We start from the raw sequence: 13,090 nt of genomic DNA on the forward strand, positions 1-13,090 counted from the left end.
GCGAGCTCATCGAGCTCGCCGTGCGCTACAAGGACCGGGTGAACGTCGAGGCGATCCGCTCGAGCGTCGACTGGCGCTCGACCCGCTCCCAGGTGAGCGTGCCCGGCGGCGCCGCCGGCGAGTGAGGGGGGCGGCCCTCGCCAGCGAGGGTATCGGGGAGCAGCCTCGAGGCGAGGTCGACCCGAAGGGCCGGCCGACCGCCTTCGGCCCCCTGCGCCCGCTCGGCGGTCGCCGGCTGGCGGCCGTCGGCGCCGGCGTGGTCGCGGGCGCGGGCGTCCTGGCGCTCTACTACGTGCTGTCGCGCCACCTCGTGCCCGGCACCTCCGACAGCGCCACCGTCGTCCTCGAGGGCAGCGCGATGGCGCACGGCAACGTGGCGCTCCACGGCTGGTCGCTCTCCCTGGACTCGTTCTGGCTGGTCGACGCCCTCTTCTACGCCCTCGGCGTGCTCGCCTTCGGCCTCGGCCCGGCGCTCATCCACCTCGTGCCGGCCGTCCTCGCCCTCCTCGCCGCGGCGAGCGCTGCGGCGCTCGCCGCGGCCGGCGAGCGCGGCGCCGCCGCGCTCGCCGGCGCGCTCACCACCGCGAGCCTCCTCGCCTTCCCGAGCCCGGAGCTCGCCTACTTCCTCCTCCAGGGCCCCTGGCACGTCGGCACGGCGCTGTTCTGCCTCGTCGCCTTCGCCGCCCTCGCCGAGGACCGCGTCTCGTGGCGCTCGCTCGTCGGCGTCGTCCTGCTCACCGCGGCGATGCTCGGCGACCTGTTCGCCCTCGAGCTCGGGGCGCTGCCCGTGCTCGCCGCCGGCCTCGCCCGCATGGCGCGCCACCGCCGCCTCCGGCCCGGCGCGAGCCAGGTCGGCGCCGCCGTCCTGAGCATCGGTCTCGCCGTGGGGGGACGGGCCGCCGCCGCGGCGGCCGGCGGCTTCCGCCTCGTCAACCGCAACGTCGTGCTCCAGCTCGGCCAGATCGAGACGAACGTCTCCTACCTCGCGAACCGCGTCCCGGCCCTCCTCGGCGTGAAGACCATGCCGATCGGCCCGCGCGCCAACGGCGCCGTCGCCTTCCAGGTGCTGCACGTCGCGGGCCTCGGCCTCGTGCTCGTCGCCGTCCTCGCCGCGCTCTGGCGCCTCGGGCGCGGCGTGCTCGTCGCGCCCCGCGCCGGCGAGGTGCAGCCGGGATCGTTCCTCGACGACTGCCTCGTGGTCGGCGTCCTCCTCGACCTCGTCCTCTTCGTCCTCGGCGCGGGGAGCGACAACCCCGAGTACGCGAAGTACCTCACGCCCGGCGTGGTCTTCGCCACGGTGCTCGCCGGCCGGACGGTGGCGCGCTTCGTCGCGGGCGGCGGCCTCGCCCGCCTCCCGCGTGCCCTCGGCGCCGGGCTCGTGACCGGCGCCGCCCTGCTCGTCGCCGCCTTCGCCGCCGAGTCCATCGCCGACATCGGCCCAGCCGCCGCCCAGCCGGCGGTCGGGCTCGGACGCTTCCTCGCCGCCCACCACCTCACGAGGGGGATCGGCGACTACTGGAGCGCGTCGATCGTCACCGTCGAGACGCACGGCGCGGTCGTCGTGCGGCCCGTCACGACCGGCTTCGACGAACGGCTCCACCGCTACGACCGCCAGTCCGCCGTCGACTGGTACCGCTCGCAGGCCTTCCAGTTCTTCGTCTACAACACGGCGAAGCCGTGGCGCCAGGTCAACGCGACCACCGCCGAGCGCACCTTCGGCGCGCCGGCGGCGACCTACGCGGTCGGCACCTACCGGGTCCTCGTCTGGAGGAAGCCCGTCAGCGTCGGGCTGTACGTGCCGACCTTCTCGAGCCCCCTCCAGTTCTACCTGCGCTAGCCGGGCGGCGCCGGGCGCACCGTCGCGTCGAGCGACCGGGTCCGCCTCGCCGTGGCAGCATCCCGCGATGGCCTTCGCCCCGGCGGCCGCCGAGCGCTCGCCCAGCGGCGCGATGCCGCCCGCGGCGCGAGCCGGCCAGCGCTTCCACCGCTTCGGCCCCCTCGCCGCGGTGGCGGCCGCCGTCGCCTGGGGCCTCGTCGAGCTGCGCGCCGAGACGATCGACGCGGCGTACCTCAACGACAGCTCGGTCCACGAGGAGATGGCGCGCTTCGCCGCCGCCCAGCTCGCGCACGGCCACCTCCCCCTCGAGCGCTGGTACCCCTACCTCGGTCTCGGCTCGCCGCAGTTCCTCCACTACCAGAGCCTCGGTCCGACGCTCATCGGCCTCGTCGGCCTCGCGCTCGGGGTCGACCGCGCCTTCCACTGGTCGGCCTACCTGCTCGTCGCCTGCTGGCCGCTCGCGATCTACTCGTCGGCGCGCCTTTTCGGCCTGGAGCGCTGGCAGGCCGCGGGCGCCTCGGTCGTCGCTCCCTTCGTCGTGAGCGCGACCGGCCTCGGCTACGAGCCGGCGAGCTACCTGTGGATCGGCTACGGCGTGTGGACCCAGCTCTGGGGCATGTGGGCCCTCCCGTTCGCCTGGGCCACGACGCTGCGAGCGCTGCGCGACACCCGCTTCGCGCTCGCGGCGGCCGTCGCCGTCACCATGACCATCGCGGCCCACTTCATGACCGGCTACCTCGCCGTCGCGCCCATCGTGTGCTGGCCCTTCCTCACCCCCTCCCGTCTCCCCGAGCGCCTTCGGCGCGCCCTGCTGCTCCTCGCCGGCTGCGCCGGCGTTGCGGCCTGGGTCGTCTACCCCGTGCTCCACTTCGCGCCGTGGGCCTCGCTCAACGAGTTCCTGCAGCACACCCCGGCAGCCGACTCCTACGGGGCCCGCCGGGTCCTCAACTGGCTGGCGGAGGGCGACCTGTTCGACTTCCGGCGCTGGCCGGTCGTGACGCCGCTCGTCGGCCTCGGGCTCCTCGCGAGCCTGCGGTCCTGGCGCGCCGACGAGCGCGGGCGCGCCCTCGTCGTCGCCTTCGCGCTGAGCCTCGTCCTCTTCTTCGGGCGCCCGACCCTCGGGCCGCTCCTCGTCCTCCTGCCGGGGGCGCGCGACCTCTTCCTGCGCCGCTTCCTCGTCGGCGTGCACCTCGCCGGGATCTACCTCGCCGGCATGGGCGCCGTGGCCCTCGTCGACGCGCTCCGTGCGCTCGCTCGGCGTGCGCCGGCTGCCCTCCGAGACCTCGGGGCGCGCCGAGGCGCGGCGCTCAGGCGGCGCGCCCTGCTCGCCGGGGCGGCCGTGGCCTGCCTCGCGCCGGCCTGGCGCCAGCTCCACGCCTACGAGTCGCTCGACGCCGCCGCGATCCGAGCGCAGGCGGCCGCCGAGCACGCCTCCCAGCGCGAGATCGGCCCGCTCCTCGCGCAGATCCGCGCCCGCGGCGGCGGGCGCACCTACGCCGGGCTGCCGACGAACTGGGGCGCCGACTTCCTCGTCGGCTTCGTCCCGGTGTTCAAGTACCTGGCGAACGAGGACATCGACGAGGTCGGCTACACGCTGCGCACCGCCTCGCTCATGACCGACCCCGAGGCCCACTTCGACGAGCTCGACCCGGCCGACTACCAGCTGTTCGGCGTGCGCTACCTCCTCCTCCCCGCGACGCGCACGCCGCCGGTGCGCGCCGAGCTCCTCGCGCGGCGCGGCCCGTACGCGCTGTGGACGATCCCGTCGATCGGCTACGTCCAGGTCGTCGACACCGTCGGGACGATCACGGCGAGCCGCTACGACCTCGGCGCCGCCACCGCGGCGTTCGTGCGCTCGGCCGGCGCCGCCCTCGACCGCTACCCGACGGTCGCCTTCGACGGGTCGGCGGCGGCCGCACCGACCTCCCCGGCGGGACGGCCCCTCACGGGCCCGCCCGGTGCCGTGCGCCGGGTCGACGCCGACCTGGCCGACGGCGTCGTGCGCGCCGAGGTCGTGGCGCGCCGGACCGCCGTCGTCCTCCTCAAGGCGTCCTACGACCCCGGCTGGCGAGCGACGGTCGACGGGGTGCCCGCTCGGCCCGAGATGGTGGCGCCGGCCCTCGTCGGCGTGCGCGTCGGGCCGGGCCGGCACGCGGTCGTGTTCCGCTACGTCGGCTACGGCGGCTACCCGGTCCTCTTCGGGCTGGCGCTCGCGACCCTCGCCCTCCTCGCCGCCGTGCCCCTCGCCCGGCGGCGCCTCGGCGCTCGGCGCCGCCCCCGGGCGCCTGGACCGCGGTCGCCCCCTCGGGCTGGTGTCCGCGGTGCCGGCAGAGGGTAGGGGTGTGCCGTGGAGGGCAGGTCGTCGCGTCGGGTGGCCGGCAGGGCCGCGTAGTGCGCTGCTTCGCCTCCTGGCAGCTCGCCCGCGACGAGGACCAGCCCTGGCCAGGTGGCGACTGGCACCACTGCCCGGGCGAGGCGGTGCGCGCCCGCATCCTGCCGGTGACGCCCGAGGTCATCGTCGTCCTGCACTTCTGCGCCGCGCACGACGAGCTCTTCGCGCGCGCCGGCGTGCTCCCCGGGCTCATCGCGGGCCCGCTCCACGACTGAGCGTTTTGTCCACCAAGCGCGTGATCCTTACGGATTTTATTAGGATTGTGTTAGCTCAGCTGCCCTAGTGCATGGCCGGCCGGAGGCGGGGGAATGCACCGACCATGGCCGCTGTCCCGACCGCCACCGTCCGAGCCCCCCGAGCCCGCTTCTCCGCCAGCTCCTGGCGCCTGCCGCCCGCCAGCCCCGGGATCCTCGTCGCCGTCGTGGCGAGCGATCCCCTCCTGCGCAGCGGGCTCGCCGAGCGCCTCGACGCCGAGCCGGAGCTGCGCGTCGCGGGCGTCGCAGGCGCAGCCGGGGCCATCGACCGCCTCGTCGAGGCGCACGAGGCCGCCGTCGTCGTCCTCGAGGTCGGCCGGGCCGCCGGGGCGGCACGCGAGGTGCTCGAGCTGCGGGCGCGCCGGCCCCTGGCGCGCGTCGTCGTGCTCCTCGGGCCGGGAGAGGTCGACCTCGACGCCGTCGTGCGCGCCGGCGCCTCCGGCCTCGTGCTGCACAGCGCCTCCGTCGGCGAGCTCGTCACCGCGCTGCGCTGGGCGGCACGCGGCGAGATGTGGGTCTCGCCGCCGCTCCTCGCCCGTCTCGTGCGCGCCGCGCGACACGAGGACGGCGGAGGGCGGCCCCCGGGGAGGCTCGCCCAGCTCACTCGGCGCGAGTTCGAGATGCTCCGGCTGCTCTCGCACGGCTGCGACAACCGGGAGGTCGCTCGCCGCCTCTTCCTGTCTCTCAACACGGTGCGCACCCACGCCCGCAACATCCAGCGCAAGCTCGGGGTGCACTCCAACCTGGCCGCCGTCGCCGTCGCCTTCGCCGAGGGCCTGCGCCCGGTCGAGGCGGCCAACGGCGACCTCGTGCTGCGTCGCACGACCTGAGCGTCGCCGGACCCCGGCAGCAGCGCGGCAGTCGCCCTCCGAGGGTCCGGTATCCTCCCGCCGTGGCCCGCCAGCCGAGCGCGCCGACGGTCGGCGCCCTCGTGGCACCGGACAGCTTCAAGGGGACCTTCAGCGCGATCGAGGTCGCCGAGGCGCTCGCCCGGGGCGTCGAGACGGCCACCGGCGAACCGGCAGACCGCTGCCCGCTCGCGGACGGCGGCGAGGGGACCGGCGACGTCCTCGCCTACCGCCTCGGCGGGCGGCGCGAGCCGGCGGCGGCCCACGATCCGCTCGGTCGCCGCCGACCCAGCTGGTTCACCCTCCTGCCGGACGGCACGGCCGTCGTCGAGGTCGCTGCCGCGAGCGGCCTCGCGCTCGTGGCGCCGAGCGAGCGCGACCCGCTCGCGGCGACGAGCCGCGGCACCGGCGAGCTGGTCGCCGCGGCGGCCAGCGCCGGGGCGGGCACGATCCTCGTGGCGTGCGGCGGCTCGGCGACCGTCGACGGCGGCGCCGGAGCGCTCGAGGGGATCGAGGAGCGCGGCGGGATCGGCCGGGCCCGCCTCGTGTGCCTGTGCGACGTGCGCACGCCGTGGGAGCGCGCGGCCGAGGTGTTCGGCCCGCAGAAGGGCGCCAGCCCCGCCGCGGTCGCCCTCCTCTCCCGCCGCCTCGACGAGCTCGCGGCCCGCCTCCCGCGCGACCCGCGCGGGCGGGCCATGACCGGGGCAGCCGGCGGGATCTCCGGAGCGCTCTGGGCCGCCTACGGCGCGGCCCTCGTGCCGGGCGCCCGCTACGTCATCGAGGCGCTGGACGTGCCGATGCGGCTGCGCCGGGCACGCTTCGCCATCGTCGGCGAGGGCCGCCTCGACGCCACGACGCTCGAGGGCAAGCTGGTCGAGGCGCTCGCCCGGCGGGCGGCCGTCGCCGGCGTCCCCGTCTTCGCCGCCGTCGGCGCGAACGCCCTCGACCCCGACGCCCTCGTCCGGCTCGGGCTGCGCTCGGTCGTCGAGGCGACGACGCTCGAGGCGCTGGAGCGCGCCGGCGCCGAGCTCGCCCGCCTCGGCCTCGAGGCGCCTCGGCGCCCTACAGCTCCTTCACGGCGGCGGTGAGCTCGGTGACGGACTGCTTCGCGTCGCCGAAGAGCATCGCCGTCTGCGGCTCGTAGAAGAGCGGGTTCTCGACGCCCGCGTAGCCGGTGGCCATCGACCGCTTCAGGACGACGACCGACCGGCTCGCGCTGGCGTCGAGGATGGGCATGCCGTAGATCGGGCTGTCCGGCTTGTTCTTCGCATCCGGGTTGACGACGTCGTTCGCCCCGATGACGAGGGTGACGTCGGTGCGCGGGAAGCGCTCGTTCGCCTCGTCGAGCTCGATGAGCTGCTCGTAGGGGGCGCCGGCTTCGGCCAGGAGCACGTTCATGTGCCCGGGCATGCGCCCGGCGACCGGGTGGATCGCGTACTCGACCTCGACGCCACGGTCCTCGAGCAGGCGGGCCAGCTCGACCACTGCGTGCTGTGCCTGGGCGACGGCCATGCCGTAGCCGGGGACGACGACGACCCGGTTGGCGTAGGCGAGCTGGACGGCGACGTCGTCGACGGAGGTGGCGCGCGCGACCCGCTCGCCGGCCTCGCCGGAGGCCGCCTCGAGCGCCACGCCGCCGAAGCCGCCGGCGACGATGGCGCGAATGGAGCGGTTCATCGCCACGGCCATCTCGTTCGTGAGGATCGAGCCCGACGCGCCGACGATCATGCCGGCGACGATGAGCGCGGTGCTGTTCAGCGCGACGCCCGTCGCTGCGGTCGACAGTCCCGTGAAGGCGTTCAGCAGGGAGATGACGACCGGCATGTCGGCGCCGCCGATCGGCAGCACGATCGCGTTGCCGAGGAGCGCCGCCGCGATGAGGAGCCCGAGCATGAGCCAGACGTCGCGCTGACCGGCGAGCACGCTGATGCCGCACCCGAGGGCAGCGAGGAACAGCAGGGCGTTCAGCGCCTCCTGCGGCCGGCCGAGGGTGATGGGCCGTCCCGGCAGGAGCCCCTGGAGCTTGCCGAACGCGATGTTCGAGCCCCAGAAGGAGATCGACCCGATGAGCGCGGCGAGCAGGCTGAAGCAGGCGACGTAGAGCGGGTCGCCGGCGTAGCCGCCGGACTTCCGGAACTCGACGAGCGAGATGAGGGCGACCGCCCCGCCGCCGACCCCGTTGAACAGCGCCACCATCTGGGGCATTGCCGTCATCTTCACGAGGCGGGCCGCCGGGGCGCCGACGAGGGCGCCGAGGACGATGCCGAGGGCGATCAACCACCACGAGCCGAGGTGCGGCACGAGCAAGGTGGCGACGAGCGCGATCGCCATGCCGAGGGCCGCGACCCGGTTGCCGAGCACGGCCGAGCGTGGGGCGCGCAGCCCCATCAGTCCGAAGATGAGCAGGGCGAAGGCGACGAGGTAGAGGAGCGAGACGTAGCCCGGCTCGTCGAAGAACGCCGACGCGAGCGTCACCGATCGCCCTCCTCCTCGGACCGGCGCGCCGAGCGGGACTTGAACATCTCGAGCATGCGGTCGGTGACAAGGAAGCCGCCGACGACGTTGATCGTGCCGAAGGCCAGGGCGACGACGAGGAGCACCTTGTTGAGCACGCCCGCGGCCCCGAGACCGAGCACGAGGATCGCTCCCATCATGACGATCCCGTGGATGGCGTTCGTGCCCGACATGAGCGGGGTGTGCAGCGAGCGCGGCACCTTGGAGATGACGAGGTAGCCGACGAAGCCGGCGAGCACGAGGATGGCGAGGTTCGTGAGGAACATCAGGAGTCCTCCCTCCGGCCGGGCCCACCCGCCACGCAGGCCTTCGCGACGATGTCGTCCGAGAAGTCCGGGGCGAAGGCGCCGCCCTCGCCGACGAGCAGCTCGAGCAGCGCGACGACGTTGCGCGCGTACAGCTGCGAGGCGTGCTCGGGGAGGCTGGCCGGGAGGTTGAGCGGGGCGGCGATCGTCACGCCGTCGCGCACGACGGTCTCGCCGGGCACGCTGAGCTCGCAGTTGCCGCCGGTCTCGCCGGCGAGGTCCACGACGACCGAGCCCGGCCGCATCCCCCTGCAGGCATCCGCCGTGACGAGCTTCGGCGCGGGCCGGCCCGGTACGAGCGCCGTCGTGATGACGACGTCGAAGCGCTTGATCGCCTCGCCGAGCGCCTGCTGCTGCGCGGCGCGCTCCTCCTCGGTGAGCTGGCGGGCGTAGCCGCCCTCGCCGGCGGCCTCGATGCCGAGGTCGAGCCACCCCGCCCCGAGCGAGCGGACCTGCTCTGCCACCTCCGGACGCACGTCGTAGCCGGTGGTCTGGGCGCCGAGCCGGCGCGCCGTCGCGAGCGCCTGCAGCCCGGCGACGCCCGCCCCGAGCACGAGCACCCTCGCCGGCGGGACGGTCCCCGCGGCGGTGACGAGCATCGGGAAGAAGCGCGGCAGCAGCTCGGCACCGATGAGCGCGGCGCGGTAGCCGGCGACGCTCGCCTGGGAGCTGAGCGCGTCCATCGACTGGGCCCTGCTCGTGCGCGGGATCGCCTCCATCGCGAAGGCGACGGCGCCCGCGGCCTCGATGGCTGCGAGGAGCTCGGGCGAGGTGAGCGGCGCGAGGAAGCCGACGAGGGCCGCGCCGCGCCGGAGCGACCGGACCTCCTCGAGCGTCGGCGGCCCGACGACCGCGACGAGGTCCGCCGCCCACGCCTCGGCACCGGAGACGACGGAGGCTCCCGCCCCCACGTAGGCGTCGTCGGGAAAGGAGGCGCCGAGCCCGGCGCCAGACTCGACGACCACCTCGTTGCCCCGGCCGACGAGGCGGCGTACGGAGTCGGGCACGAGCGCGACCCGCCGCTCGCCCGCGCCCCGCTCCCGGGGAACTCCGATCCGCATCGAGGCCTCCCTCCCTGCCGCCGACAGCCTATGGAGCGCGGCCGGGCGAGGGGGGGAATGGCGCACGGAGGTGACGAAGTACCGGGCCGAAGGTCCCAGCGAACACCGCCGCGCCCGGGAGCTCGCCGTTGAGCGGTGAGCGGGCGGCGCTGCGGCGCGCGCTCGACTTCACGGACGCCCGGCCGCTCGCCGCTCGCGAACGGGGAGGCGACGCTGCTGACGACGGGGACGCTGCGGCGTGCACCTCGCCGACCCGGCCCGCTGCCCGATGGCGAGATCAGCCTCAGCGCTCGGCGCGAGCGTGCTCCTCCGGCTTCGCGACGACGACGCGCACCCCGAGCCTCGACAGCGCCTCGACGTCGGACGAGGCGGTGCGGGAATCCACGATGACGTGGTCGAAGCTGGCGAGGCTCTCGAGCCGGTGGAGCGCCCGCCGCCCGAACTTCGTGTGGTCGACAAGCAGGACCTTCACCTTCGCGGCAGCCATGAGCGCCCGCTTCACCTGCACCGTCTCGTGCGACTGGTGGTAGCAGGCCCCATCGACGATCGCCGTCGTCGAGAGGAAGGCGATGTCCGCTCGCAGTGGCCGAATGGCCTCGACCGCCTGGATTCCCAAGAAGGCATCGTAGGCCGGGTAGTACACACCACCAATCGCCATGAGGTCGATTCCTGCCTCGCCGGCGAGCGCGTTGATGATCGCGAGGAAGTTCGTGACGACCGTGAGGGGGCCGACCGACGGCAGCAGGCGCGCCAGGTGGAGGACCGTCGTACTGTCGTCCAGCATGAGCACCTGCGCATCGCCGACGAGGGGCAGCGCCGATCGGGCGAGCTCCTGCTTCGCCTCGGTCTCCGCCTGAAGCCGGTAGCGGACATCGCCGTGGTAGAGGGCCGAGGGCCGGCTCGTCGCCCCACCGCGGATCTTCCTGAGCCAACCCTGCCGCTGCAGCTCGTCGAGGTCGCGGTGCACGGTCATCGTCGAGATGTTGAACTCGCGCGCGAGCTCCTCTAGGCGCACGAACCCTTCGGCGAGGACGCGCTCGCGGATCGCTTCCTGCCTGCGCCGCGACCCCCTGGAACGCCGGCCACCGTCCCTGCCGTCGACTGCCGACGTCTGCATCGGGTCGTCCACTCCACTCCTGGGCCCAGCGATCGCCACTGAGCCTACCTGCGACGACCTCGCTGATGTGAGGAAGCAGCGCCCAATCGGAGCCAGCCTGCTCAATCCCACGTTTTACAGAGCCTATCACACTTAGTTATGTGATATTCACATCAAAAGTTGACGTTACGCGGGAGTTGTGCCACACTCACAGCGTGAGTAGGCGGTCCCGGTGCACGGCAGCGCACCAGCAGATTCGGCTCGCGCTCTTCGACGTCGGTGGCCCCATCTACGACGACGAGTACTTCTTCCAGGCCGTGCACCGCGCCGCCTGCGAGATCAGCGGTCAGGACATCCCGGAGGAAGCACTGCGTGAGGTCTACGACGAGGTCCGCCAGCGCCAGGCTGGCGGACTGCGCTCCGCGATCGCCGAGCGCTTCGCCCCCGGGCGCCGAGCCGACCTCGTAGCGCTGTCGGAACGCTACTGGACCTACCCGGCAGACGCCCTCTTCGACGACGTGATCCCGACGGTGAAGCTCCTCAGCTCGAACTACGAGCTCGGGCTGGCGGCCAATCAGCCGGCGTCGACCCTCGATGCCCTCCGTCGCGACGGTCTCCTCGAGTACTTCCGCGTTCAGGCCCTCTCGTGCCAGGTCGGGATCGAGAAGCCCGACGCGGGGCTCTTCCGCTATGCCCTCGAGCAGGCAGGGGTCGAGGCACAAGAGGCGGTGCACATTGGGAACCGCCTCGACAATGACATCCGCCCCGCGGCCGCGCTCGGTCTCCGGACCGTCTGGGTGCTGCGCGGCGAAGCCCCGCCAGCGCCGACGCCGCAGCAGCTCGCCGAGCCGGACGCCACCGTCACTTCGCTCACCGAGTTGCCGGCGGTGCTTGAGCGCCTGCCACGTGGGTGGCGGGAGGAAGTGGCCTTGCAGTCGCCGGAGCGCTGAGGCAGCGCAGCGCTCGGGCGACGAAGCGCGCAGGAGACATCGATCGAGCAGTTGAGAACAGGGGGAGGAGAGATGCGACACCGATACCTCGTGGCCATGCTCGCCGCGCTCATTGGTGCAGGCCTCGCGGGGCTCACCTCGGGCGCGGCCGGAGCGAGCACGGTGAAGAAGTCGGGTGGCGGGAAGCTGACCGTTGCCCTGAGCGAGCCACCGATCTCGCTCAACGCGTTCGGTCCGAACGACGCTGATCCCGACACGTTCGAGATCAACAAGCAGGTCTTCAATGCGCTCGTCGATCCCGGGAAGAAGCCAGGGACCTACGTCCCCGACCTCGCGACGCGGTGGGTACGCCAGGGACCGAACACGTGGCGCTTCACGCTCAACACGAAGATCCGTTTCGCGAACGGCAAGCACGTGAGCGCGCAGGACGTCGTCGCGGACCTGGACACCCTAACCAAGAGCGGAACGGCACTCTCGGCGCTGTGGACATCCTTTGCCTCCGCATCCGCCGCTGGACCACGGGTCGTCGTCATCCGGACGACCCAACCGATGGGCACAATGCTCGACGCGCTGTCCCTGCTGCCCATCGTTCCTGCGGCAGACGTCAAGAACACGAGCTACTGGAACAAGCCGTTCGGAACGGGGCCATTCGAGGTGACGAACTTCGTTCCCGACCAGTCGGTGACCCTCAAGCCGAATCCCCGCTACGCAGGGCGACGTCCGGCAATCACCAGCCTCGACTTCGTCTCGATCACGAATCCCGCTGACCTCACGAGCTACGTGAAGTCCGGGCAGGTGGACGTCGTCCTCCAGGCGCCTCCGAGCCAGGCGTCCCAGCTCTCGGGCCACGGCATCAAAGTGGCGATCGTCCCCTCGTACTCCTACGACTTCGTGTGGTTCAACTGCAGCAAACCGCCGTTCAGCAACCAGCTCGTCCGCCAGGCGATGCTCTACGCGCTGCCGCTGCGGCAGATCATCAGGTCTATCTGGGGAAAGTACGGGACGATCGGCACCGCACCGATTCCGTCAACGATCTTCGGCTACTCGAGGCAGACGCCGTATCCCTACGATCCAGCCAAGGCCAAGCAGCTGCTCGCGCGGGCTGGCTACCCAAACGGCTTCTCGACTTCGCTTATGTGGGAATCGGGGATGGCACCAAACCTCGACACCATGGCCGCGGCCTTCACCTCCGCGTGGTCGCAGATCGGCGTGCACGTCCAGCTCCAGCCGCTTCCCCCCGCGACGTGGCTGTCCAACCTGGATAGCCTCAATTTCTCGATGGACCTGCAGTCGAACACGGACGTCACGGGCGACGCGGACTACACGCTCGGGCGCCTCTACACCGCGACCGCTGATCGGTTCGGGTTCAAGAACGCCTACCTCACCTCGCTGCTTGAGGATGCTCGCAGCTCCGTAAACCCAGCGCTGCGGAAGAAGCTGTACGCGCGAGCGATCTCCTTCATCTGGAAAGAAGCGCTCGGCGTCTTCCCAGTGCAGACGAACAGCATCTTCGTCTGGCGTGACACCGTGCGCGGCGTGACGTTCCCGCCGAGCGGCATCGTGTCGTTCGCGAGCGCCAGCGTACAGAAGTAGTGACAGGGGGGAGCCACGCGCAGGACACCGCGTGGCTCCCCCGCCACCGGCGAGGAGGTAGCGTGGAGCCACAGAGGGCGCGATCCCCTGAGCCAGCAGGCGCGGTACGGTCTCACCGCCGACCGAGCTCTCCAAGCAGGTAGGACCGGTGGTCTTCTCCCCTGCGAACATCGGCGCTCCTCACGCGGTTGGCGACATCGATAGCGTGGATCGCCCAATGCCAGAGCGCGCGCAGTCGAA

Annotated in this window: 11 protein-coding genes; 7 read left to right on the forward strand and 4 right to left on the reverse strand. The window is 72.9% G+C overall.

The annotated features are described in order from the left end of the window. Window positions 1-121 precede the first annotated feature (121 nt). The 5 genes from VKV23_03580 (at window position 122) to VKV23_03600 (ending at window position 6,419) form a co-directional block, all read left to right on the forward strand. Window positions 122-1,837 carry a hypothetical protein gene (locus tag VKV23_03580; GenBank protein HLI15119.1) on the forward strand — a complete coding sequence of 572 codons (1,716 nt, stop codon included), beginning with the start codon at window positions 122-124 and terminating at the stop codon, window positions 1,835-1,837. 67 nt (window positions 1,838-1,904) lie between these two features. Then, window positions 1,905-4,175, forward strand: coding sequence for a hypothetical protein (locus tag VKV23_03585; GenBank protein HLI15120.1), 2,271 nt, complete (start codon window positions 1,905-1,907; stop codon window positions 4,173-4,175). A 53-nt stretch (window positions 4,176-4,228) separates the two neighbouring features. Next, complete coding sequence (locus VKV23_03590; protein ID HLI15121.1) at window positions 4,229-4,444, forward strand: hypothetical protein; 216 nt, start codon at window positions 4,229-4,231, stop codon at window positions 4,442-4,444. 104 nt (window positions 4,445-4,548) lie between these two features. Further along, a complete protein-coding gene (locus tag VKV23_03595; protein ID HLI15122.1) occupies window positions 4,549-5,313 on the forward strand; it encodes a response regulator transcription factor in 765 nt (254 codons plus the stop codon). A 62-nt stretch (window positions 5,314-5,375) separates the two neighbouring features. Continuing rightward, the gene (locus VKV23_03600; protein ID HLI15123.1) at window positions 5,376-6,419 is read left to right on the forward strand and encodes a glycerate kinase; all 1,044 of its coding nucleotides are present in this window, start codon (window positions 5,376-5,378) and stop codon (window positions 6,417-6,419) included. Here the strand turns inward: VKV23_03600 and VKV23_03605 are convergent. The 4 genes from VKV23_03605 to VKV23_03620 all read right to left on the reverse strand — a co-directional run bounded on the left by VKV23_03605 (window position 6,394) and on the right by VKV23_03620 (window position 10,328). Next, window positions 6,394-7,806, reverse strand: a complete 1,413-nt coding sequence (locus VKV23_03605; GenBank protein ID HLI15124.1) for an NAD(P)(+) transhydrogenase (Re/Si-specific) subunit beta — start codon at window positions 7,804-7,806, stop codon at window positions 6,394-6,396. The two genes, VKV23_03600 and VKV23_03605, sit on opposite strands and share 26 nt — an antisense overlap. Continuing rightward, window positions 7,803-8,111, reverse strand: a complete 309-nt coding sequence (locus tag VKV23_03610; GenBank protein HLI15125.1) for an NAD(P) transhydrogenase subunit alpha — start codon at window positions 8,109-8,111, stop codon at window positions 7,803-7,805. Before VKV23_03610 ends, VKV23_03605 begins: the two co-directional genes overlap by 4 nt. Next, entirely contained in the window at window positions 8,111-9,211 is a 1,101-nt protein-coding gene (locus VKV23_03615) for a Re/Si-specific NAD(P)(+) transhydrogenase subunit alpha (protein HLI15126.1), read from the reverse strand. The genes VKV23_03610 and VKV23_03615 overlap by 1 nt, the downstream gene beginning before the upstream one ends. Before the next feature lie 283 nt (window positions 9,212-9,494). After that, on the reverse strand, window positions 9,495-10,328 hold the full coding sequence (locus VKV23_03620; protein ID HLI15127.1) for a DeoR/GlpR family DNA-binding transcription regulator: 834 nt from the start codon (window positions 10,326-10,328) through the stop codon (window positions 9,495-9,497). Between the two features lie 194 nt (window positions 10,329-10,522). On the opposite strand from VKV23_03620, the gene VKV23_03625 reads away from it, so the two are divergent. Both VKV23_03625 and VKV23_03630 read left to right on the forward strand, forming a co-directional pair. Then, complete coding sequence (locus tag VKV23_03625) at window positions 10,523-11,257, forward strand: HAD family hydrolase (GenBank protein ID HLI15128.1); 735 nt, start codon at window positions 10,523-10,525, stop codon at window positions 11,255-11,257. Window positions 11,258-11,353: 96 nt separating this feature from the next. Further along, window positions 11,354-12,850, forward strand: a complete 1,497-nt coding sequence (locus tag VKV23_03630) for an ABC transporter substrate-binding protein (protein ID HLI15129.1) — start codon at window positions 11,354-11,356, stop codon at window positions 12,848-12,850. Window positions 12,851-13,090 lie beyond the last annotated feature (240 nt).

The sequence above is a fragment of the Acidimicrobiales bacterium genome (assembly GCA_035294085.1).
Taxonomy (GTDB): domain Bacteria; phylum Actinomycetota; class Acidimicrobiia; order Acidimicrobiales; family Bog-793; genus DATGLP01.